Below are 24,974 nucleotides of genomic sequence, written 5' to 3' on the forward strand. Positions count from 1 at the left end.
AAATTATGAATTTATTAACATGCTCAACCACAGACAATTTTTATTGCGTTACGAAAACGTGGTAGTGTTGAAAACTTTCTATTTTTTGTAATCTTTTCGTATGAAAATTGTCAATTGTAAAAAATTAGGATACCTTTATTATTAATTAGATTTTTTTTAGATTCCCACATGAAACGTAAAATAACCCTAAAACAGATCGCAAAGGAACTTGATGTATCGATTTCAACTGTCTCAAAATCACTTAGAAACAGCCTTGAAATTGGCGAAGAAACGAGACTAAAAGTTCAGGCTTTTGCTAAGTTTTACAACTATAAACCAAACAATATTGCTCTTAGTTTAAAAAACCGAAAAACAAAGAGTATCGGCATCATTATTCCCGAAATTGTACACTACTTTTTCTCTACTGTAATCAACGGAATTGAGCAGGTTGCAAACGAATACGGATACAGTGTTGTTATTTGTGTATCAGACGATTCTTTTGATAAAGAAGTCTTAAATATGGAGATGTTAGCCAACGGAAGTATCGATGGATTTATCATGTCACTTTCCAAAGAAACTCAGTTTAAAGGCGACTTTCATCATATAACAGAAGTTATCAATCAAGGGATGCCGGTTGTGATGTTTGACCGTGTTACGAACGATATATTATGTGACAAAGTAATTATTGATGATAAATCTGCAGCGTATGAAGCCGTTCAGAGTTTAATTGACAGCGGACGTAAAAAAATTGCACTCGTAACTACAGTTGATTATGTAAGTGTCGGGAAACTAAGAACTGATGGTTATGAAAAAGCTTTATTGGATAACGGATTACCTTTTAATGAAGATTTAATCATAAAAATTGAAGATGTAGATACCTGCGAAATTACCATCAGTCAGCTCTTACATGATCGTGCTTTTGATGCTGTTTTTGCTGTAAATGAGCTTTTTGCTGTTACGATTATCAAAACAGCCAATAAAATGGGATTAAAAGTTCCCGAAGATTTAGCTGTAATTGCTTTTACTGACGGAATTATCTCTAAATATTCGACTCCAACTATTACAACGGTAAGCCAGAGCGGCGAAAAAATGGGAAACAAAGCGGCTAAAATGCTTATAGAAAGAATTGAAGCCGAAGAAGATGACGACGAAGAACATAACGAGAACTATATAACAGAAGTCATAGAAACTCATCTTATAAAACGAGAATCTACTGACTAATTTTCTAAATATCAATACATTCTAAAGCCGTAAAAAATATTTATGGCTTTTTTATTAGCATAAATAAAAAAATAATTTATAATTTTACGCCCGTCAAGGCTTTTTAGTTTTACTTCGAAAGAAACAAAGTTTTGATAAGCAAAGCGCTTATCGTATAATTTTCAAATTACGATAATGGAAAAGCGTAAATTAAGTTTCTGGGAAATTTGGAACATGAGTTTCGGTTTCTTGGGAATACAAATGGGATTCGCACTTCAAAATGCAAATGCCAGCAGAATTCTTCAAATTTTCGGTGCCGACGTACATGAACTCTCATGGTTTTGGATTATTGCTCCTTTAATGGGATTAATAGTGCAGCCTATCATTGGTCATTACAGTGATAAAACCTGGGGAAGATTCGGCAGACGAAAACCTTTCTTTTTAGTGGGAGCCGTTTTAGCTTCGGTAGGATTAATTCTAATGCCGCAAGCTAACATTTTCATTTCTGTTTTACCTGCCTTATGGGTTGGAGCTGGGATGCTAATGATTATGGATGCCTCTTTCAACATTGCGATGGAACCTTTCAGAGCACTTGTTGGAGACAATTTAAGAACAGATCAGCGTACTGCAGGATTTAGCATCCAAACTTCTTTAATTGGTTTTGGAGCCGTAATTGGTTCTGCATTGCCATACATTCTTACGAAATATTTTAGCGTACCAAATAGCACAGTTCCTGGAAGCGTTCCATTAAACTTGACGTTATCATTTATCATTGGCGCGGCAGTTTTAATTGGTTCAATCTTGGTTACGCTATTTACAACCAAAGAGTATTCGCCAGAAGAATTGGCAAAATTTGAAGATCCTCAAAATGATGCGATTTCCGATTCTGAAGAAAAATCAAAAATTACAGACATCTTTACCGATTTTGCAAAGATGCCTGTTACAATGCGCCAATTAAGCTGGGTCCAGTTTTTCTCTTGGTTTGGGTTGTTCGGAATGTGGGTTTTTACTACTCCAGCCATCGCGCACCACATTTACGGATTGCCATTAGAAGATACTTCAAGCCAGCAATATCAAGACGCTGGTGACTGGGTCGGAATCCTGTTTGGTGTTTACAACTTAGTTTCTGCCATTGTCGCTTTGTTTTTCTTGCCTTATATCGCTAAAAAAATTGGAAGAAAAGCAACACATTCTCTTTCATTGGTTATTGGAGGAATTGGTTTAATCTCCATTTATTTCATGCCAAATGAAGACTGGGTTGTACTGCCAATGATCTTAATCGGAATTGCTTGGGCGAGTATCCTAGCAATGCCTTACGCTATTCTTGCGGGTTCAATTACACCTAAAAAAATGGGAGTTTACATGGGAATCTTCAACTTCTTTGTTGTTATTCCTCAAATTGTAAACGCTCTAATTGGTGGTCCAATTGTAAAATACCTTTACAATGGAGACGCTATTTACGCCTTAGTTACTAGTGGAGTTAGCTTTCTAATTGCTGCTGCTTTAGTATCTAAAGTGAAAGACGTAGACGACTTTACTCAAAAATCATAATTAAGAATTTTCCATACAATGAGCAAAAAAGCATTCATCTTCGATCTTGACGGCGTGATCGTTGATACCGCTAAATACCACTTTTTAGCTTGGCAAAAAATTGCCAAATCGTTAAATATAAATTTTACACACGAAGACAACGAACTTTTAAAAGGCGTAAGCCGCGTTCGTTCCTTAGATATTATACTTGGATTAGGAAATGTTCAGGCTTCTCAGGAAGACAAAGACAAATGGTTAATCCAAAAAAACGAAGATTATTTATCTTATTTAGTTGACATGGATGAAAGTGAGATTCTTCCAGGGGTTTTAAAAATTCTAAAATTATTAAAAGAGAAAAATCAAGGAATTGCATTGGGCTCAGCGAGTAAAAATGCAAGACCAATTCTAGAAAAAACAGGAGTTCTATCTTACTTCGATGTTATTGTTGACGGAAACGATGTCAGCAATGCAAAACCAGACCCTGAAGTATTCTTAAAAGCGGCTCAATTATTAAACATTGATCCAAAAAATTCAATTGTATTTGAAGATTCTGTTGCCGGAATTCAGGCAGCAAATATTGCAGAAATGGTAAGTGTGGGAATTGGTGAGGAAACAATTTTACATGAAGCTGACTATATTTTTAAAGATTTTACCCAAATCACAGCAGACTTTATAGAAAAATTAATCAATTAGAAAATGTGCCAATTAGATAATTTCTGAATCGTGCAATTATCTCATTTTCTAATTAACTCATTATCAAATTAAACAAATGAATCAAGATTATATAAAACCAGACAATTGGTCAATTATCGAAGAAGGATTTGACGCAGAACGCGTAAAATCTTCTGAAAGTCTCTTTAGTATCGGAAACGGTGCTATGGGACAACGCGCCAATTTTGAAGAAACATACTCAGCAGAGACTTTCCAGGGAAGTTACATCGCTGGGATTTATTATCCAGACAAAACAAAAGTGGGCTGGTGGAAAAATGGATATCCGAAATATTTCGCCAAAGTATTAAATGCTCCAAACTGGATTGGAATTGACATTGAAATCAACGAAGAAAATCTGGATCTAAATACCTGCACCGAAGTTAGAAACTTCCGCAGAGAATTGAATATGAAAGAAGGATGGTACAACCGTTCTTTTGAAGCAGTTTTGAAAAACGGGACTGAAATCGCGGTAAATGTTCGTCGTTTTCTTTCCTTAAATTTAGATGAAGCCGGAATTATTAAATACGATATTACACCTTTAAACAAGGATGCAAAAATCGTTTACAAACCTTATGTTGACGCTGGAGTAACCAATGAAGATGCGAACTGGGAAGAAAAATTCTGGGAACCGCTTGAAGTAAAAAAAGGCACAAACGAAGCTTTTGTAACCGCACAAACGTTCAAAACGCATTTTAAGGTTACGACTTTCATGCACAATACGATTTTGGCAAACGGAGAAAACATCAATGTTTCGCCATCAACAATCGATTCAACAATCGATAAAGTTCAGTACACTTACGGAACTATTATCGCAAAAGGACAAACTTCATCTATCCAAAAAATTGGAGGTTATACAGTTTCTTTAAATCACGAAAATACTTTGGCTGGAGCCGAAAAAGTAATCAAATCTGCTGTTGCTTTAGGTTACGAAACCTTGCTTCAAAACCAAATTGAAGCTTGGGCAAAAATCTGGGAAATGTCAGATATTACAATCGAAGGCGATATAAAAGCACAACAGGGAATTCGTTTCAATATTTTCCAATTAAACCAAACGTATTCAGGAAAAGATTCTCGTTTAAATATTGGTCCAAAAGGTTTCACCGGAGAAAAATACGGCGGATCTACTTATTGGGACACTGAGGCATATTGTATTCCGTTTTACATGGCTACAAAAGACCAGCAGGTTGCGAGAAACTTGTTGACGTATCGTTACAATCAATTGGACAAAGCGATTGAAAATGCTAAAGACAATTTAGGTTTCAAGAACGGTGCAGCTTTGTATCCGATGGTTACCATGAATGGTGAAGAATGTCACAACGAATGGGAAATCACACACGAAGAAATTCACAGAAATGGTGCGATTGCTTTTGCGATTTACAACTACAACCGTTACACGGGCGATTACTCTTATATTCCAGAAAAAGGTTTAGAAGTTTTAATCGGAATTGCGCGTTTCTGGCACCAAAGAGCTTCTTTCTCAAAAGATAAAAATCAATATGTGATCTTGGGAGTTACAGGTCCAAACGAATACGAAAACAACATCAACAATAATTTCTACACCAATTATATTGCAAAGTGGTGTATTGATTTTGCTGCGGAACAAATCGAAAAAGTAGCTTCAGAATATCCTGCAGACCATAAAAGAGTTCTTGAAAAAGTTAGCCTTTCGGCGAATGAAATTCAGGAATGGAAAAAAGTAGCTAACAACATGTATTTCCCTATTTCTGAAGAACTTGGAATTTATTTACAGCAAGATGGTTTCTTAGATAAAGAATTAGTTCCTGTAAAAGATTTAGATAAATCACAGCGACCAATCAACCAAAAATGGTCTTGGGACCGTGTGTTGCGTTCGCCATACATCAAACAGGCTGACGTTTTACAAGGTTTCTATTTCTTCGAAGATCATTTTTCGAAAGAAGAATTAAAACGCAACTTCGAATTTTATGAATCATTTACCGTTCACGAAAGTTCGCTTTCGCCTTGCGTTCACTCGATTCAAGCTGCAGCTTTAGATAAAATGGATATGGCTTATACCTTTTATTTAAGAACTTCTCGTTTGGATTTGGATGATTACAATAAAGAAGTAGAAGAAGGTTGTCATATCACGTCAATGGCCGGTACATGGATGAGTATCGTAGAAGGTTTTGGAGGAATGCGTGTGAAAAATGATCAGCTTCATTTCTCTCCAAAAATTCCAAAAGAATGGAAAGGTTATTCGTTTAAAATCAATTTCAGAAACCAAATTTTGAAAGTGGCTGTAAATCATAACGAAACAACATTTACTGTAGATGGCGATCAAGATTTAACAATTATCGTTAACGGAAAACCTGAAATTGCAAGTAAATTTGTACAAATAAATTAATACAATAAACCATTAGGGATAATTAACTAACAATAGAAACATAGATTTAGAGTACTCAAAAGGCGTTTCACTTATTTAAAATAAACATAGTTGGCTATGTGAAAGAAACAGGTTTCTCTTTATTCTCTTTTTTTAAAATAAAATCTATGTTTCTATGTGTTAAAAACAATTACACCACCAATACGTTACTATAAATTTAAAATCTAAAAAACATGAAAAACTTATTTTTCGCAAGTTTAATTTTGTTTGCGTTCAGCACCGTTGCAAAAGCGCAGCAATTAAAATCACCCGAAGGAAAGTTCGTAATGGAATTTTCTCTTCAAAACGATGGGACTCCAACGTACAATTTAAAATACAAAAACAAAGAAGTTATTAAAACAAGTAAACTAGGTCTTGAACTTAAAGATGACAAAAAATCTTTATTGAACGACTTTACTGTTGTGGATACTAAAACTTCAACTTTTGACGAAACTTGGAAACCAGTTTGGGGAGAAGTAGATCACATCAGAAATCATTATAATGAATTGGCTGTAACGCTGAACCAAAAAGGAACAGACAGACAAATCGTTATCCGTTTCCGTTTATTCGATGACGGTTTAGGATTCAGATATGAATTTCCAGCGCAAAAGAATCTTACTTACTTTGTAATCAAAGAAGAAAGATCTCAATTTGCCATGACCGGAGATCATACCGCGTTCTGGATTCCTGGAGATTATGATACTCAGGAATATGATTACACAAAATCGAAATTATCAGAAATTAGAGGTTTATCTCAAAAAGCATATACGGCAAACGTTTCTCAAAAATCTTTTTCTCCAACAGGAGTTCAGACTTCTTTGATGTTAAAAACAGCTGACGGAATCTACATCAACTTACACGAAGCGGCTTTGATTGACTATTCATGTATGCACTTGAATTTAGATGACAAAAACTTAGTTTTCGAATCTTGGTTAACGCCAGATGCAAAAGGAGACAAAGGTCACATGCAGGCACCAAATCATTCGCCTTGGAGAACGATTATGGTAAGCGATGATGCTAGAGAAATCTTAGCTTCAAAAATGACTTACAACTTAAACGATCCATCAAAAATTGATGATACTTCTTGGATTAAACCAGTAAAATATGTTGGCGTTTGGTGGGAAATGATTACAGGAAAAAGCTCTTGGTCATATACTAACGATTTCCCAACGGTTCAATTAGGTGTTTCTGATTTCTCAAAAGCAAAACCAAACGGAACACACGGTGCAAACAATGCTAACGTAAAAAAATACATTGATTTTGCTGCAGCAAATGGTTTCGATGCTGTTTTAGTTGAAGGATGGAACGAAGGTTGGGAAGACTGGTTTGGTCACTCAAAAGATTATGTTTTTGATTTCTTGACGCCTTACCCAGATTTTGATGTAAAAGGTCTTCATGAATATGCTAAATCAAAAGGTGTAAAAATCATTATGCACCACGAAACTTCAGGATCTGTTCGTAACTATGAGCGTCATATGGATGCAGCGTACAAATTCATGAAAGATAATGGTTACGATGCTGTAAAAAGCGGTTACGTAGGTGATATTTTGCCAAGAGGTGAAAATCACTACAGCCAATGGATTGTAAACCACTATCAATATGCAATCGAAAAAGCAGCTGATTACAAAATTATGGTGAATGCTCACGAGGCGGTTCGTCCAACAGGAATCGCAAGAACATACCCGAACTTAATTGGAAACGAAGCCGCAAGAGGAACAGAATACCAAGCGTTTGGTGGTTCTAAACCAAATCACGTTACGGTATTACCATTTACACGTTTAATTGGTGGTCCAATGGATTACACTCCGGGAATCTTCGAAATGGATATCAGTAAAATGAATCCTGAGAACAAATCGCATGTAAATAGCACAATCTGTAACCAATTAGCATTATACGTTACTATGTACAGCCCATTGCAAATGGCTGCTGATACTCCAGAAAACTATAACCGTTTTCCAGATGCATTTCAATTCATTAAAGATGTGGCTGTAGATTGGTCAGAAAGTAAATATATTGAAGCTGAACCAGGAGATTTTATCACTGTTGCCCGTAAAGCAAAAGGAACAAACAACTGGTTCGTTGGAAACGTAAACGGAGAAACTCCGCGTACATCAAACATCGATTTCAGTTTCCTTGAAAAAGGTAAAAAATATACAGCTACAATTTATGCTGATGCAAAAGATGCGCATTACAAAACAAATCCGCAGGCTTACACGATTAAGAAAATTGCTGTAACAAACAAATCAAAATTATCTCAGTTTTCTGCTCCAGGCGGAGGATATGCGATAAGTATTATTGAAACCAAATAACACCCTAAAAAGACAAGTAGTTTCCCCCAGAATTGCTTGTCTTTTTTTTAATCAACATCTTTTTGTCACATCGAGCGGAGTCGAGATGCTACAAAGGTTCTCGACTCCGCTCGAACTGACAATGAAGAATAATTTCTTATTACTATGAAAAACCCAAAAACATCATTTATCTATAAATTAGTTCTATTGGTCTTATTGTTTTCCGCTTCCGCGAAAGCGCAGATCCAAAAAGTAGAACCACCTTTCTGGTACGCCGGAATGAAAAATCCGGAACTTCAGATTATGTTCTACGGAAAAAATATTTCACAATACGAAGCTTCGGTTTCGAATAATGTGACAATCAAAAATGTTGAGAAAACAGAAAACCCAAATTACCTTTTCGTAACAATTGATACAAAAGACGTAAAAGCTTCTGAACTGGTTTTCTCTTTCAAAAACAATAATAAAGTAGCCTTTAAACAAAAATATGTTCTGAAAGAAAGAAGAGCTAATTCGGCAAACAGAAAAAGTTACGATTCATCTGATTTGATTTACTTAATCATGCCGGATCGTTTTGCTAACGGAAATCCGAAAAATGACAGCGATGCAAATTTAACTGAAAAAGGAAACCGCGCAGAGCCGGGAGGACGTCATGGCGGTGATATCGAAGGAATTATTAAAAACCTTGATTATATTTCGTCTCTTGGTGCAACCACAATCTGGAGCACGCCTTTGTGCGAAGACAACGACAAACAGCATTCGTATCACGGATATGCACAATCTGACGTTTACAAAATCGATCCACGTTACGGAACGAATGACGATTACGCTCGTCTTTCAGCAGAAATGCACAAAAAGAACATGAAACTGGTGATGGATTATGTGACAAATCACTGGGGAATTACACATTGGATGGTGAAAGATTTACCAACAAAATCATGGCTTAATCAATTTGAAAACTACACACAAACACACCACAGACGTGAAGTAATTACAGATATTCACGCTTCAAAAATTGATCAGGAAGTTTGTATTGATGGATGGTTTGTACCTTCTATGCCAGACTTGAATTTAAGAAATCCGTTAGTAGCAAAATACTTAACGCAAAATGCGATTTGGTGGATTGAATTTGCCAATCTTGACGGATTCCGAGTAGATACTTATAACTATTCAGATAAAACTGCGATGGCAAATTGGGCAAAATCTATTACAGATGAATACCCAAACTTTAATATTGTGGGTGAAATCTGGATGCACAATCAGGCGAATTTAGCTTTTTGGCAGAAAGACAGTAAAATTGGTGCAATTGAAAACTACAATTCAAACCTCCCAAGTGTAATGGATTTTACGCTTCAAAGTCAGATTACTTCTGCTTTCAGTGAAGATGAACCAAACTGGGACAGCGGATTGATTAAATTCTACAACAATTTTGCAATGGATTTTCTATATCCAAACACGAATAATATTTTAGTTTTTTCAGAAAATCACGATACAGATCGTATGAACGAAAAGTTCAAATATGATTTGTCAAAATACAAACTGGCTATGACTTTATTGGCAACCGTTCGTGGAATTCCGCAGATTTATTACGGTTCAGAAATTGGAATGGGCGGAGACAAAGGCAAAGGTGACGCTGATATTCGTCAAGATTTCCCTGGCGGATGGGCTGGCGACAAAAACAATGCTTTTACGGCAGCAGGAAGAACGACTCAACAAGCTTCTTTCTTTGATTTCAGCTCAAAATTATTCAATTGGAGAAAATCAAATGAAGTAATTCACACAGGAAAAATGACGCATTATATTCCGGAAAACAATACTTATGTGTATTTCAGATATAATGACGCCAAAACCGTAATGGTAGTTTTCAATAACAATGCAAAAGAACAAGTTGTAAAAACAGCTCGTTTCAAAGAAAACATCAAAAACTTTAAATCAGGAAAAGATGTTATCACAGGTAAAACATTTGATTTAGCTACTGAAATCACTTTAGAACCAAAATCAGCTTTGGTTTTAGAATTGGAATAAAAATATTTTTTCTCTCGCAGATTGAGCAGATTGAGCAGATTGAGCAGATAATTAAAAAAAATCTGCCGAATCTGCGAGATCTGCGAGAGACATTTTTTTTCCGCCACGAATTCACGAATTATTTTTTGACAATCTTTGAGAATAAAATTCGTGAATTCGTGGCTATTTTTTTTTTAGCACAAAGTATTTCACGAATTATTTTTGACAATCTTTAAGAATAAAAATTCGTGAATTCGTGGCTATTTTTTTTAAACAAAATCTTAAATAATGAAAAAATACACTTTCCTTTTTTTATCTTTAGTATACTTAACAATGAGTTGTTCTGGCTCAAAATCAGTTACAATGAATACTACTTCGAAAACACCTTTCGTTTGGGAAGGGGCAAATGTTTATTTTTTGCTTACAGATCGTTTTTACAACGGAGACAAATCAAACGACGTCAACTTTAACCGAACCAAAACTCCGGGAAAATTACGCGGATTTGAAGGTGGTGACATCATCGGAATCACTAAAAAAATCGAATCAGGATATTTTGAAAAACTAGGAATAAATGCCATTTGGCTTACGCCGATTGTTGAGCAGATTCACGATGGCGTCGACGAAGGAACTGGATTGAGTTATGGTTTTCACGGTTATTGGGCAAAAGACTGGACGGCTTTAGATCCAAACTTCGGAACAAAAGAAGATTTGGCCAATCTAGTTAAAAAAGCACACGAAAAAGGAATCAGAATAATTTTGGACGGCGTAATCAATCATACCGGACCAGTAACTCCAGAAGATCCTGTTTGGCCTTCTGACTGGGTAAGAACAGGCGTGGTTTGCGATTACAAATCGTTTGACAATACTACAATGTGTACCTTGGTTGATAATCTTCCGGATGTACGAACTGAAAGCAATCAGGAAGTACAATTACCTCCATTTTTAATTGAAAAATGGAAAAAAGAAGGCCGTTACGAAAAAGAAATCGCCTCATTAGACGAATTTTTCAAAAGAACAAATTATCCAAGAACACCAAAATATTACATCATTAAATGGCTTACAGATTATATTTTAGAATTTGGAATTGATGGTTACCGAGGAGATACTGTAAAACATACCGACGAAAACGTTTGGGCCGATTTCAAAAAAGAATGCGAATATGCTTTTGAAACTTGGAAAAAACATCACCCAATGCAGGTTTTAGACCAGAATCCGTTTTACACCATTGCCGAAGTTTACGGTTACGGCATCAGTGGCGGTCAAGATTATGATTTTGGAGATCGAAAAGTAAATTATTTCCAGAATGGCTTCAACAGCATGATCAATTTTGAATTCAAATGGAATGCTGGACAAAACGATTATGAAGGTTTATTTTCGAAATATTCGAATCATTTAAATAATGACTTAAAAGGATATTCTGTCCTAAACTATATGTCTTCGCACGACGACGGACAGCCTTTTGATGCCAATCGAACAAAAAGCATTGAAACAGCTAATAAACTATTACTTTCTCCAGGAATGTCTCAGGTTTATTATGGAGATGAATCGGCAAGATCTTTAGTTGTTGAAGGCACTCAGGGCGATGCCACTTTGCGTTCAAATATGAATTGGGATGATATTCAGAATAATCCTGAAACACAAAAAACACTTTTGCATTGGCAGAAATTAGGGCAGTTTAGACGAAACCATCCTGCTGTTGGAGCTGGTGTTCATAAACTTATTAATCCGTATCCTTATACTTTTTCTAGAACGTTTACTCAAGGTAATTTTACAGATAAAGTTGTTATGGGGTTAGATCTACCAAAAGGTAAAAAAGAACTTCCGGTTGGCGACATCTTTCCAAACGGAACAAAACTTAAAGACACTTATTCAAATCAAGAAGTTGAAGTTATTGATGGAAAAGTGATTATAGACAATGATTTTGATATTGTTTTACTGGAATTAATTTAACCGCAAAGTTTTTTTAGCCACAGATTATAAGGATTAAAAGGATTTTTTATTTCGCCACAAATTTCACAAATTTTCACAAATCTAAATATGATAAAAATAATTCGTGGAAATTTGTGAAATTCGTGGCAGATAAATCTGTGTTAATCCTTATAATCTGTGGCTAACTTTTTTGACAATCCTTGCGTGCTTTGTGTAAAACTTTGCGACCTTTGCGGTTAAACTCGCAATACATGCTAAAAATAGCTCACAGAGGTGCAAAAGCTTACGAACCTGAAAACACCTTACAAGCTTTTCAAAAAGCCTTAGACTTAAATTCAGATGGAATTGAACTCGATGTTCATTTGAGTTCGGATGGGCATATAATCGTAATTCACGACGAAACCATCGACAGAACAACCAACGGAAAAGGTCTTGTAAATGATTTTACTTTAGCAGAATTAAAATCATTTTTGATTGATGGAAAATATCAAATTCCAACGCTAAATGAAGTTTTCGATTTGGTTGACAAAGAATGTCTTATCAATATTGAATTAAAAGGTTTAGGAACTGCCCCAAAAGTTGTCACATTAATTGAAGAATATATTGCAACAAAAGACTGGAAATACGAGCATTTCATCATTTCAAGTTTTGATTGGAACATGTTAGAAGAAACATCAAAACTAAACTCAAATATCCCGATTGGTGTTTTAACAGAAGAAAATATTGACCTTGCTTTGGCTTTCGCCGAAAAAATAAAAGCAAAAGCCATTCATCCCGATTTTCAATTATTAAACGCTGAAAATGTAAGCGAAATGCAGAAAAAAGGTTTTCTAGTTTTACCGTGGACAGTAAACTCCGAAGAAGACATTCAAAAAGTAAAAAATTATCAAGTAAACGGAATTATCTCTGATAATCCAGACAAAATATAAGAATAGCCACAGATTAAAAGGATTAACACAGATTTGTTTGCCACGAATTGCACGAATTTTCACAAATTTAAAAATGAATAAATTAATTCGTGAAAATTCGTGTAATTCGTGGCTAAAGAAAAAATCCTTTAAATCCGTGTAATCTGTGGCAGAAAAAAAATTAGTGCCAATTCGTATAATTCGTGGCAACCCAAAAAAATATGATTAAAAATTTCGACATAATCATCGTTGGCGGAGGCGCAGCCGGTTTTTTTACCGCAATTAATATTGCAGAGAAAAATCCGAAACTGAAAATCGCCATTTTAGAAAGAGGAAAAGAAGTGCTTTCTAAAGTCCGCGTTTCCGGAGGCGGACGATGCAACGTTACGCACGCTTGCTTTGAACCAACCGAATTAGTAAAATTTTACCCTCGCGGAGAAAAAGAACTTCGTGGCCCATTTCACCAATTTTGTTCGGGTGATACAATTGAATGGTTTGAAAAACACGGCGTAGAATTAAAAATTGAAGAAGACGGCAGAATGTTTCCCGTTTCTAATTCGTCACAAACCATAATTGACTGTTTCCTTAAAGCAACTGAAAAATTAGGCATAAAAGTATTGACGGGTCAAAGCGTTCAGTCGATTTTCAAAAAAGAAAATCATTGGAAAATAGATACACAAACTGATAATTATGCCACCGAAAAATTAGTAATGGCAACAGGAAGCAATCCTAAAATATGGGAAATGCTTCAAGAGCAAGGACACGCCATTGTAAGCCCCGTTCCTTCCCTATTTACTTTCAACATCAAAGATTCCAGAATAAAAGAATTACCAGGTGTTGCGGCGCAAGTTTCAGTAAAAGTCAAAGACACCAAATTAGAATCGACAGGACCTTTATTAATTACACATTGGGGAATGAGTGGCCCAGCAATCTTAAAACTTTCAGCTTGGGGCGCAAGAATTCTGCACGACAAAAATTATCAATTTACCATTTTTGTGAATTGGCTAAATGATGTTGATTTTGAAGATGCCGAAAAAATCCTAAAAGACTTAAAACAGGAACACGCTAAAAAAGCGGTTTCAAAAAAATCGCCTTTTGACTTTCCGAATCGTTTGTGGGAAAGTTTGGTTTTGGCTTCAGGAATTAATTCAGAAACGAAATGGGCAGATTTGTCTAAAACCCAATTGCAGAATCTAACTTCACAATTAACAAAAGCCGAATTTAAAGTCAACGGAAAAAGTACTTTCAAAGAAGAATTTGTAACCGCCGGCGGAATCGATTTAAAAGAAATCAATTTCAAAACCATGGAAAGCAAAATTCACGAAAACCTTTATTTTGCTGGAGAGATTGTAAATATAGACGCTATTACAGGCGGATTTAATTTTCAGAATGCCTGGACAAGCGGGTTTATTCTGGCTCAAAATATTTAATACAAAATGAAATTTAAAGGAATTATTTTTGATTTAGACGGAACTTTAGTTAACTCATTACACGACATTTCAGATGCGATGAATAAAGTGCTTACTGCTCTAAATTATCCTACACATAGTTACGACACTTATCAATATTTTATCGGGAGCGGTTTACGAAATTTGGTAAGCAAAGCTTTACCCGCTGCAAACAGTTCTGATGATGAAATCGAAAGTTGTTTTGAATGCATGGTCGATGAATATACTAAAATCTGTACACTGAAAACAAAACCGTATGACGGAATTGTCGAACTGCTTGACAAACTGACTTCTCAAAACATCAAAATGGCGGTTTTCTCTAACAAAGCCGACGAGTTAACTAAGAAAATAGCTTATGAATTATTTCCTGAACAATTTGACGCAGCGATTGGTTTGAGCACGGAAGAACTGAAAAAACCAAATCCGTTTGAAGCGATTGAAATCAGTAAAAAATGGAATTTAAACCCAGAAGAAATTCTTTTCGTGGGCGATTCTGATATTGATATGAAAACGGCTTTAAACGCAAATATGTATCCGGTTGGGGTTACATGGGGCTACAGAACCGAAGATGAATTGAAATCTAGTGGAGCAAAAGTGCTTATTAATAATGCTTTGGAACTGATTACTATTTTATAAAATCATGAATCCTTCTTTAAAAAAACAAATACAAGCAATCACTTCGTTTTCTGAAAAAGAAATCCAAACGATAGATTCTTGTTTTGAATATGAAAGTTTTAAAGCGAAAGAATTACTTTCTTCAATGGGGAAAATCAGCAACAAGATTTTCTTTATTGTTGAAGGTCTGGCTCGTATTTATTATCTAAAAGACGGAAAAGAAATTACCACTTATTTAAGCTGCGATGACGGTTTTATTGCTTCGTATTCCAGTTTCATTAATCAGTCTGTTTCTTTTGAAAATATTCAGTGTATTGAAGATTGCGAAGTCCTTTCGATTACTTTCGAAAAAATGCAGTTTTTGTATAACGAAATTCCGAATTGGGAACGTGTTGGAAGAATTCTCGCCGAGCAGAATTACCTTTGTATGGCAGACAGGGTTTTAAAACTTCAAATGATTCCTGCAAAAGAAAAATACCAGACATTTTTAGCATCGGCTCCAGCCAAAATAATACAGCGGACACCTCTAATTTATATCGCTTCTTTTCTCGGAATTACACCAGAATCGCTGAGCAGAATTCGTCAGGATATTTCTTAACATTTATCAAGTGAGTTGAAAAACGGAATTCAAATCTTTGCCAAAATAAAACTTGAAAAAGATGAAGAATATCGCCAAAGACGTTTACCAAATTCCCTTATTTCCAAGAAATGCCATTAATTGTTACTTGATTGAAGATGTTTTAATTGATGCCGGAATTCGAAGTTCATCAAATACAATTTTTAAAGCAATTAAAGACAAAACCGTCAACAAACACGTCTTAACACACGCTCATGCTGATCATCAGGGAAGCAGTAAAACAATCTGCGAAACCCTAAATATTCCGCTTTTATGTAGTGAAGCTGAAAAAGAGTTTGCTGAAAGCGGTAATGTATTTACAGAATACCCAAATCCGAATCATATTATTTCGAAATTTCAGAAAAACTTTTGGGCAGGGAAAGGACATTCAGTTGCTAAAACTTTAAAAGAAGGTGATCAAATTGGTGGATTTACGGTTATTGAAACTCCAGGACATTCGAGTGGTCATTTGTCTTTTTTCAGGGAAAAAGACGGCATTTTGATCGTTGGCGATGTGATGACCAATATGAATTTGCTGACTACAAAAGTTGGTCTGCATGAACCTCCTCATTTATTTACTGCAGATCAGGAAATCAATAGAAAATCGATACTAAAATTAGCTTCCTTACAACCCAAAATATTGTGTTTTGGCCACGGCCCAGTTTTAGTTAATACTGGTGAATTGGGGAAATTCAAAAACTCGATTCGGTTTAATTAACAAGAATTTACAGATTCTGTAAGTTTTCATTAAGACTATTCTAATAATTTTACTCTCAACTAATCAATCCTATATGAGAGTAAAATTACTTACCACAATTTCTATTTTCACTTATCAATTTAGCGTTTCTCAAACCGAAAAAGCATTGAACGGAAAGGTTCTTTCGCAAAATATTCCACTCAACAAAGTCGAAGTAATCAATAAAACGGCCAAAACGAGTACACGTACAAACGAACTCGGAGAATTCTCTATTTTGGTTCGCCCAAAAGATAGTCTGTTGTTTTTCTCCAAAGATTATTTCTTCAAAAGACTTAAAATTTCTCAGGAAAATATAGATCAAAACAACATCGTTGTGAATATGATTCTGAAACCTGAAGAATTGGATGAGGTCTTAATCACAACTATAAAATTCCCACACGTAGGTCCAGCTGCAGAAGTTTCAGATTCGATTGCATTACAGAGAGCATCTCGTGATTTACGAAAATATACGGGAGTTTATGACGGCACCATTTCAAATGGAATGAATTTTGGCGCTATGGGAGCAGGCCTTTTAAGTTTGTTTAAAAAAGATGATAATGCCAATAAAAAACCTAAAAAGAAAACTCCTGAATTAGATTTCAAAACATTCGTGGAATCAACTTGTCCTTTAGATTTCTTTACGAAAGATTTAAAATTAAATCCTGATGAAAAAGCTCTTTTCCTAGACTTTTGTACAGCCGATCCGCAATCGGAAATTATTCTGAAAAAGAAAAATTTACTTTATACAATGGATTTTTTGTTTGCCAAAAATGAAGAATTTAAGAAGCTGAAGTAGCTCAACTTGAAACAAAACTTATTTATTCAACCACCAAATACTGGCATTTAAAACCGTTGCAAACGCTACCCAAGCTAAATACGGAATCAATAAATAACCCGATATTTTATTGATTTTAATGAACTTCAAATAGGTTTCATAAATCATCAGCCATAAAAGAGCAATTTCTATTAAAGCCAACATCGGATTTTTTAGTCCGAAGAATAAATAAGACCAAATCGCATTTAAAATCAATTGAATAATGAAGAATAATAATGCTTTCTTAACTTCTTCTGTCTGCTCTTTAATTTTATCCCAAACTAAAGCTGCTGCAACAGCCATAAAAATATAAAGCACTGTCCAAACTGGCATAAAAATCCAATTTGGCGGATTAAAAACTGGTTTTTCCAAATTAACATACCATGTCTCAATACTTGGTCTTGTAACCAAACTTGCAGAATACCCAACTGTTAAACAAATTACTAAAGCTATAGCGATTTTTACGAACTTATTCATTTTATTACATTTTGAATTCAAAAATAGTTAAAAGAAAGGTTTAAACCATATAAGTGATAGAAGTTCATTTGAAGGATTCAATTCAGTGTCAAGCTGAACGGTCCCGAGGCTTCGGGAGAAGCCCTTTACAATTCATAAGCCTTCGACTCCGCTCAGGATGACAATCATGTCAAAGTTCATTTTTAGTAAACCATACTTATAATTTCTTAAATAACTTATATGGTGAAAAATGAAAAAGTTATCTTTGCCAAAATTTTATAATTCATGTTTACAGCAGCCGATTTTATTCCAAATAAATATACTTCAACAGTCGAAAACGGAAACTTTGAATGGAGCGCTCCCAGCAATATTGCATTAGTGAAATACTGGGGAAAAAAAGACAATCAGATTCCGGCAAATCCATCAGTAAGTTTTACTTTGAATAATTGCAAAACGATTACAAAATTAGGTTTTGAGAAAAGAGACGCTTCGACTCCGCTCAGCGTGACAAATGGTTTTTCTTTTGATTTACTTTTTGAAGGACAACCGAAAGAAGATTTCAAACCAAAAATTCAGAAGTTTTTGGAAAGAGTTGAGGTTTATCTACCGTTTTTAAAGGATTATCATTTTACGATTGATACTCAAAATACATTTCCGCATAGTTCTGGAATTGCTTCTTCGGCTTCTGGAATGGCGGCTCTAGCAATGAATTTTATGAGTTTGGAAAAACTGCTAAATCCAGAAATGACTGAGGAATATTTTTACCAAAAAGCATCTTTTCTTGCTCGTTTAGGTTCAGGAAGCGCTTGTAGAAGTGTAAAAGGGGAAGTCGTAGTTTGGGGAAATCAAACCAATATTAAAGGAAGCACTGACTTGTTTGGAGTGGAATTTCCATACGCAATTCACGAAAATTTCAAGAATTATCAAGATACCATTTTATTGGTTGACAAAGGCGAAAAACAGGTTTCGAGCACAGTTGGACACGATTTGATGCACAATCATCCTTATGCAGAAAGACGTTTTGCGCAAGCGCATGAAAATCTGGATAAATTGATTGCCATTTTTGAAAGTGGAAACGTAGCAGAATTTATTAAAGTTGTGGAAAGTGAAGCTTTGACTTTACATGCTATGATGATGACCTCAATGCCTTATTTTATTTTGATGAAACCAAACACGCTGCAAATCATAAACGCGATATGGAAATTTAGAAACGAAACCCAAATTCCAGTATGTTTTACACTTGATGCTGGAGCAAACGTGCATGTCCTTTATCCCGAAAACGTTACCGAAAAGGTGCTTCAATTTATTCAAGACGAATTAGTTGTATTTTGTCAGAATAGTCAATACATTTGCGACAAAATTGGAGAGGGAGCTATTGCATTATAATTTTCCGTATCTTTATATTCATAATACATATTTTTAAGTCAGGACATGAATACTGCAACTATAAAACTTTACGATTTATTTAGAAAAGAACTTAATCTTGATGAGAGTAAGGCTAAAGAATTTGTCGAAGCTATTGACAGAACGATCAGCGAAGAAATACGACAAGATAAAACCGAGATAGCTACTAAAGATTTTGTAAAAAAAGAAATTGTAGATGCTAAAAATGATATGATAAAATGGTTTGTTGGTCTATTTTTTGCTTTGGCAATGATGATTATTGGATTATACATAAAAGGCTAAACAAAACCCAAATAAAATAAAAAAAGACATAAAATAAATCATGAAAGGACCCTTATTTTACTCAAAAATATTACTTTTTGGAGAGTACGGAATTATCCGCGATTCAAAAGGGCTGGCTATTCCTTATAACTTTTACAATGGCGCTTTAAAAAAGTCTGAAGAGCCTTCAGACGAAGCTATCGCATCAAATAAAAGTTTAAGAAGTTTTGCTTCCTATCTTGAAGTTCTACAAACACAACAGCCAGAATTGGTTACTTTTGATTTAGAAAATCTTAAAAACGATGTCGAAACCGGAATGTATTTCGATTCTAGTATACCTCAAGGATACGGCGTTGGAAGCAGCGGTGCACTTGTAGCGGCGATTTATGATAAATATGCGGCTAACAAAATTACGGTTTTAGAGAATCTAACACGCGAAAAACTACTTCAGTTAAAAAATATATTCTCTCAAATGGAGAGCTTTTTCCACGGAAAAAGTTCTGGTTTAGATCCGTTGAACAGCTATTTGAGCATTCCGATTTTAATTAATTCTAAGGATAATATCCAAACAACTGGTATTCCAACTCAAAGTTTGGACGGAAAAGGTGCTGTGTTCTTGCTAGACTCTGGAATTATTGGAGAAACGGCTCCAATGATCAGCATTTTTATGGAAAACCTGAAAGACAAAGGTTTCCGTGCCATGCTTAAAAACCAATTCGTAAAATACACAGACATCTGCATCGACAACTTTTTGCATGGCGACATGAAGTCTTTGATTGGTAATACTAAAAAACTTTCTAAAGTTGTTTTAAATAACTTCAAACCAATGATTCCGGAACAGTTTCATGCTATCTGGCAGAAGGGAATCGATACCAACGATTATTACCTAAAACTTTGCGGTTCTGGTGGAGGCGGTTATATTCTTGGTTTTACAGAAGATTTAGAACGTGCAAAAGCCTCTCTGAAAGACTTCAAATTAGAAGTTGTTTATCAGTTTTAATTTACTTAAAAGCCGAAGTTATACCGATTGGACAAAATATATAGTCCAAAAAACTGAACTATTATTGTCCTAAATAACATTTACATGTGGTATTATTTGAGTAGATTTTTATAAGTTTTCATCCTAAAAAGTTATTTATTATGAAAAGTATTTTTAAAATAATCAAAGCAACTTTTTTAGGAGGAATTCTCTTTTTAGCGCCTTTAGTGGTATTGCTTGTTATTCTTGAAAAAGGATATGGCATAATTCAGAAAGTCACTCTTCCATTGGTCAATAATCTTCCAAGAGTACATGTTTTAGGAATTGCACTTCAGGAACTTGTTGGTATCGTTATTATTATTCTGATTTGTTTTATCGCTGGTTTACTGGCAAGAACTGCTAAAGCAAAAAATCTAATCCAAAAACTAGAAGACGGCATTTTAAGTTTTGTTCCCGGATATTCGTTTATGAAAAGCATGAACGAAAATATTATGGGAATTGAATCTAAAGAAGATTTAAAAGTAATTCTCGTTCCTACTGATGCAGGCTTACAGTTTGCTTTTTTAATCGAACAAATAGACGACAACAACTTTACGGTTTTTGTTCCAGATGCGCCAAATCCTTGGAGTGGTTCGGTGGTTTTTGTGGAGAAAAAAGATATCAAAGAAATTGATATGACGCAAAAACAAGCTTTGGCCTGTATTCGAAAATTAGGTTTTGGGTCTAAAGAATTGTTAAAAAATAAACTCTAAATTTTTAAAACCAAAAATATCTTTTAACTTCCCTTATCTAAACCATCACAAATTTTATCTATGCTAAGCAGACAACATAAACTTTTAATAATGAAAATTGTTAGTCTGTTTTCTGTTGTTAGAGGTTACAACATTCCTATAATTGTTTTAGCGCAGTATTTATCTGCTATTTTTATTCTGGCTCCAGAAATTCGAGCGCTGGATATTCTGCTAGACTTTTATTTGTTCCTGATTGTTTTCGCTTCGGCTATTACAATTGCTTCCGGTTATATTATCAATAATTTTTATGACAGCCAGAAAGACTTAATAAACAGACCAAATAAGTCAATGCTGGATCGTTTGGTTAGTCAGAAAACAAAACTGAATGTTTATTTCTGTTTAAATTTTCTTGCTGTTTTAATGGCTTCCATAGTATCTTGGCGCGCTTTCTTATTCTTTTCTGTCTATATTTTCATGATTTGGTTTTATTCTCATAAGATCAAAAAATACCCAATTATCGGAAATCTTATGTCGGCGTTGTTGGCAGTAATTCCGTTTTTTGCCATTTTATTGTATTTCTATAATAAAATTTCGTTTGAAGAAATTGAGAATCATATGAGTCATTTTGTGGTAATTTCGGCGCATGCGGTTTTCTTGTTTCTGCTTTTATTGATTCGCGAAATGATTAAAGATCTGGAAAATCTAAAAGGCGACCTAGTAAGCGATTACAGAACAATTCCTGTTTTGTATGGCGAAAAAATCTCGAAGCAAATTATAACTATTTTGACGCTATTAACTGTTTTACCTGTTTATGTATTGGTGAATGTTTATGATGTGGGTTATATGGACATTTATTTTTATGTCTGTTTTGGGGTTTTACTTTTCTTCCTGATTTACTTGTGGAAGTCTGATTCTAAAGAGCAATATTTAAGACTTCATAATGTTCTGAAATTCCTTATTGTCTCTGGCGTATGCTGTATCGTTCTGATTAATCCGAGTGTTTTGTGGCATGGAAGGGAATTGATTTCTAATTACTAATTTTTTTTATGCCACAGAGATTCGCGAAGATTTCTCAAAGATTCACAACGTTATTTATAGAGCTTTGCAAGCAACCAAATACTTATTATTTTTTTCACGCTTCCGGTACTTATACTACAATGTGAACACAAAAATTCAGATTGATTTTCGCCACAAATTCCACAAATTCCACAAAATTTTCACAAATTACAATCTCTAAACTGTTAGCGCAATTAATTTCACTACTAAGAATTCGTGTTTTTTTACTTGTCTATCGAGATTACAGATTTAACAGATTCTTTTTCTTTGTGCAACTCTGTGCAATCTTTGTGAATATCTGTGAAATAGCACGCCCTAAATATATTTAAAAGAAGCCTATTGTTTGAAGCTAGCCCCGATTAAAGTGGAAATCTTTTTATTTTTTTGCTGCCAAAAAAATAAAAAATTGGGAACGAAAAGCGGGAAACCATGTCTCAAAAAAATGCAGAATGTATTGCTTCTAAAACTCTTAGAACAAAATGCTATCAATCTAAGAACATTGAACTTAAGATTATTAGCAGGAAAAAACTATCTTTGCACAAATTAATGATTTTATGAACAACAAGGAAGGCAATAATAAGAGAGGCGGATCAAGACCAAACAGCTCAAGATCAAACTCTAGTAAGCCAAAACCTCCTATGGCGAAACGTGCGCAAGGGCCTAAAAAAGTAAAACCTGAAGTTAAAGCCGCACAAGAAGCTGCTGCTGAAAAACTTAGAAAACAAAACACTCCAGCAAAGAGACAGAAAGCTTCTGACGAAATTCGTCTGAACAAATATATCTCGAATTCTGGTGTTTGTTCTCGTCGCGATGCGGATATTTATATTCAGTCTGGAAACGTTAAAGTGAACGGGGTTCCTGTAACTGAAATGGGGTATTTGGTAAAATTAAACGATGTGGTAAACTTTGATGGTGTTGTGCTGACTCCTGAAAAGAAAGAATATATTTTATTGAATAAACCTAAAAACTTTACAACGGCGCTTGATGAAGGTCAAGAATATCGTAACGTTCTAGAGCTTGTTCGTGGTGCAACCAATGCAAAAATCTCTCCTATCGGAAGAATGGATAAAAACACAACAGGTTTATTGGTCTTTACAAACGACAACGATATGATTCGTAAGTTTACGCTTCCAAACCAAAAGTCTCCTAAAATTTATCAGGTTTCTTTAGACAAGAATTTGAAATATGAAGATTTAGAAAAAATTGCTAAAGGTCTTGTTTTAGACGGACACCGCGTTTTTGTTGAAGAAGTAAGCTATATTGATAACGAACCTAAAAGTGAGATTGGTTTAAAATTACGTACTGCAAATGTAAAAGTGGTACGCTCTATTTTTGAGTCTTTTGACTACAATGTATTGCGTATTGACCGTGTGTCATTTGCAGGTTTGACCAAAAAGAATCTTCCAAGAGGAAACTGGCGCTTTTTGACCGATCAAGAAATTATCAATTTGAAAAACATGTAATTGTTTCTCCAATTAAAATTATACTAAATCCTGTTTTCTTGAAAACGGGATTTTTTATTTTTAGAAACTAAAAAAATTGTGTCCGAAAAGTGTAAATATGGATCTTCCCATAGATTGGCTTTTTTCTTCGACTGTTTCGTAACATGAAAAACCAAGGATGATTTTTATTCCGGGCGGAATACTGTTTAAGATATCTCTTTTTTGATCTTCAAGAAGTAATTTTACGCTTTCTAATAATTGAAGATTATTTCTTAGGTAAGACATCACAAGAAGGGCTGAAAAGTTAAGTATTTCTCTGGCCGTTTCGCTTTTGATTCCAACTTCGTTTGAAATCATTTCTGAAATTCTTCCTTTTTTGTTGGCGAACAGTTCTTTAAGATAAGTATTTCCTTCTAAACGGTAGCAGTCATCAACTGATAAGATTCTGCCCGCATTAAAATCGATTTCCTGGTAAAAAGTCGAATCTTCTTTCATCATCGAGACGATTTCTGTGTAGAAATCAACTTCTTCTGCTTTGTTGTAGAGTCCCATTAGAATTGTTCCGATTGAGACATCAATTCCCTTTATCAAAAGAGCATCATTTTCGAAATAAAACTTGTTTAGCTTGGAGACAACATTAGATGAAATAAAACGTCTAAGTTCAATTTGTAGGTTTGGGGTCATACGTTTAACTTATTTTAGGGGGAAACAATTATTTAAACTTATTCAAAATAACCGACAAAGTGAGGCTTTTTATCGTTTATTGGGATAAAAATATAAAATATATTAACATTTCCAAAAAATAAGTTAATTTTTTAGATGGTCGATTTTCAAGTATTTAGCTTAGAAAATTAAAGACATCAACAAATATAAAGCTTAACGCAACGTATAAGACACAAAATTATTTTTAAAATTTTAAGAGTTTTTTCTAAAAATTAAAAAATATAAGAAAAAGCTTAAAGTCAAATTAACTATATTAGAAAATTAATGCTCTATTTTGCCATAGAACGGTAAGAAAAATACCAAGGTAAATTATCGAGAAAAGAAAGTTCACAAAACTTGAAGCCAAGAATCCGAGAACAGAACCTGTTGCTGCTTTTAAGGCACGTTTATGGTTTTGAGAATCATAAAGCAGTTCGCCTATAAGCGCGCCTACAAAGGGACCAATTACAACTCCAAACGGAATTGGAGCCAGAATTCCGATAATTAATCCAATGTTGGTTCCCCAGACTCCATAAGAACTTCCACCAAACTTTTTGGTTCCTTTGGCAGGAATTACATAATCTAAAATGGTGATAATTACCATTAAAACGAAAGTGATTCCTAAAACCCAATAATTGTTTTCTACTGCTTTGGTAAGATACAAAAGCAACAAACCAACCCAACAGCTTGATAACCCCGGCAATACAGGAAGAAAACTCCCAAAAACGCCTACAATCATGCATATAAAACCCAGCAGTATTAAAAGTGAATCCATAATATTTTTG

Annotated in this window: 22 protein-coding genes; 19 read left to right on the top strand and 3 right to left on the bottom strand. The window is 34.6% G+C overall.

Features of this window, described 5'->3' with window-relative positions; genetic code table 11:
• The first annotated feature begins 168 nt into the window (after positions 1-168).
• From BM289_RS12855 to BM289_RS12915, 13 genes are all read left to right on the top strand, one after another.
• On the top strand, positions 169-1,200 hold the full coding sequence (locus BM289_RS12855) for a LacI family DNA-binding transcriptional regulator (RefSeq protein WP_091494055.1): 1,032 nt from the start codon (positions 169-171) through the stop codon (positions 1,198-1,200).
• Between the two features lie 174 nt (positions 1,201-1,374).
• On the top strand, positions 1,375-2,730 hold the full coding sequence (locus BM289_RS12860) for an MFS transporter (protein WP_091494057.1): 1,356 nt from the start codon (positions 1,375-1,377) through the stop codon (positions 2,728-2,730).
• Positions 2,731-2,748: 18 nt separating this feature from the next.
• Positions 2,749-3,402, top strand: a complete 654-nt coding sequence (gene pgmB / locus BM289_RS12865) for a beta-phosphoglucomutase (protein ID WP_091494060.1) — start codon at positions 2,749-2,751, stop codon at positions 3,400-3,402.
• Positions 3,403-3,478: 76 nt separating this feature from the next.
• A complete protein-coding gene (locus BM289_RS12870; protein WP_091494063.1) occupies positions 3,479-5,782 on the top strand; it encodes a glycoside hydrolase family 65 protein in 2,304 nt (767 codons plus the stop codon).
• Positions 5,783-5,994: 212 nt separating this feature from the next.
• Complete coding sequence (locus BM289_RS12875; RefSeq protein WP_091494065.1) at positions 5,995-8,109, top strand: glycoside hydrolase family 97 protein; 2,115 nt, start codon at positions 5,995-5,997, stop codon at positions 8,107-8,109.
• 144 nt (positions 8,110-8,253) lie between these two features.
• Positions 8,254-10,113 carry a glycoside hydrolase family 13 protein gene (locus tag BM289_RS12880; protein WP_091494068.1) on the top strand — a complete coding sequence of 620 codons (1,860 nt, stop codon included), beginning with the start codon at positions 8,254-8,256 and terminating at the stop codon, positions 10,111-10,113.
• Between the two features lie 267 nt (positions 10,114-10,380).
• A complete protein-coding gene (locus BM289_RS12885) occupies positions 10,381-12,042 on the top strand; it encodes an alpha-amylase family glycosyl hydrolase (RefSeq protein WP_091494070.1) in 1,662 nt (553 codons plus the stop codon).
• A gap of 230 nt (positions 12,043-12,272) precedes the next feature.
• The gene (locus BM289_RS12890) at positions 12,273-12,950 is read left to right on the top strand and encodes a glycerophosphodiester phosphodiesterase (protein ID WP_091494073.1); all 678 of its coding nucleotides are present in this window, start codon (positions 12,273-12,275) and stop codon (positions 12,948-12,950) included.
• A 200-nt stretch (positions 12,951-13,150) separates the two neighbouring features.
• The gene (locus BM289_RS12895; RefSeq protein ID WP_091494076.1) at positions 13,151-14,359 is read left to right on the top strand and encodes a BaiN/RdsA family NAD(P)/FAD-dependent oxidoreductase; all 1,209 of its coding nucleotides are present in this window, start codon (positions 13,151-13,153) and stop codon (positions 14,357-14,359) included.
• Positions 14,360-14,365: 6 nt separating this feature from the next.
• Entirely contained in the window at positions 14,366-15,013 is a 648-nt protein-coding gene (locus BM289_RS12900; RefSeq protein WP_091494079.1) for an HAD family hydrolase, read from the top strand.
• A gap of 4 nt (positions 15,014-15,017) precedes the next feature.
• Entirely contained in the window at positions 15,018-15,590 is a 573-nt protein-coding gene (locus tag BM289_RS12905) for a Crp/Fnr family transcriptional regulator (protein ID WP_091494082.1), read from the top strand.
• A gap of 61 nt (positions 15,591-15,651) precedes the next feature.
• Positions 15,652-16,326 (top strand): MBL fold metallo-hydrolase, encoded by a 675-nt coding sequence (locus BM289_RS12910; RefSeq protein WP_091494084.1) that lies wholly within the window; start codon positions 15,652-15,654, stop codon positions 16,324-16,326.
• Between the two features lie 73 nt (positions 16,327-16,399).
• Entirely contained in the window at positions 16,400-17,140 is a 741-nt protein-coding gene (locus BM289_RS12915; RefSeq protein WP_091494087.1) for a hypothetical protein, read from the top strand.
• 18 nt (positions 17,141-17,158) lie between these two features.
• Here the strand turns inward: BM289_RS12915 and BM289_RS12920 are convergent, their stop codons facing one another.
• Positions 17,159-17,635, bottom strand: coding sequence for a TspO/MBR family protein (locus tag BM289_RS12920; RefSeq protein WP_091494091.1), 477 nt, complete (start codon positions 17,633-17,635; stop codon positions 17,159-17,161).
• Positions 17,636-17,899: 264 nt separating this feature from the next.
• Between BM289_RS12920 and BM289_RS12925 the strand changes: the two genes are divergently transcribed.
• From BM289_RS12925 to BM289_RS12950, 6 genes are all read left to right on the top strand, one after another.
• Positions 17,900-19,000 carry a diphosphomevalonate decarboxylase gene (locus BM289_RS12925; protein ID WP_091494094.1) on the top strand — a complete coding sequence of 367 codons (1,101 nt, stop codon included), beginning with the start codon at positions 17,900-17,902 and terminating at the stop codon, positions 18,998-19,000.
• A gap of 45 nt (positions 19,001-19,045) precedes the next feature.
• Entirely contained in the window at positions 19,046-19,300 is a 255-nt protein-coding gene (locus BM289_RS12930) for a hypothetical protein (protein ID WP_091494097.1), read from the top strand.
• Positions 19,301-19,340: 40 nt separating this feature from the next.
• Positions 19,341-20,279, top strand: coding sequence for a mevalonate kinase family protein (locus tag BM289_RS12935; RefSeq protein ID WP_091494099.1), 939 nt, complete (start codon positions 19,341-19,343; stop codon positions 20,277-20,279).
• Between the two features lie 140 nt (positions 20,280-20,419).
• Positions 20,420-21,010: a DUF502 domain-containing protein gene (locus BM289_RS12940; RefSeq protein WP_091494102.1), complete on the top strand. Its 591-nt coding sequence runs from the start codon at positions 20,420-20,422 to the stop codon at positions 21,008-21,010.
• 60 nt (positions 21,011-21,070) lie between these two features.
• On the top strand, positions 21,071-22,027 hold the full coding sequence (locus BM289_RS12945; RefSeq protein ID WP_091494104.1) for a geranylgeranylglycerol-phosphate geranylgeranyltransferase: 957 nt from the start codon (positions 21,071-21,073) through the stop codon (positions 22,025-22,027).
• A 572-nt stretch (positions 22,028-22,599) separates the two neighbouring features.
• Complete coding sequence (locus BM289_RS12950; RefSeq protein WP_091494107.1) at positions 22,600-23,508, top strand: pseudouridine synthase; 909 nt, start codon at positions 22,600-22,602, stop codon at positions 23,506-23,508.
• A gap of 60 nt (positions 23,509-23,568) precedes the next feature.
• Here the strand turns inward: BM289_RS12950 and BM289_RS12955 are convergent, their stop codons facing one another.
• Both BM289_RS12955 and BM289_RS12960 read right to left on the bottom strand, forming a co-directional pair.
• Entirely contained in the window at positions 23,569-24,171 is a 603-nt protein-coding gene (locus BM289_RS12955) for a DUF937 domain-containing protein (protein WP_091494110.1), read from the bottom strand.
• Positions 24,172-24,463: 292 nt separating this feature from the next.
• Entirely contained in the window at positions 24,464-24,964 is a 501-nt protein-coding gene (locus tag BM289_RS12960) for a DUF456 domain-containing protein (protein ID WP_091494112.1), read from the bottom strand.
• Between the last annotated feature and the right edge of the window lie 10 nt (positions 24,965-24,974).

This window comes from Flavobacterium phragmitis (assembly GCF_900112575.1).
Taxonomy (GTDB): Bacteria; Bacteroidota; Bacteroidia; order Flavobacteriales; family Flavobacteriaceae; genus Flavobacterium; species Flavobacterium phragmitis.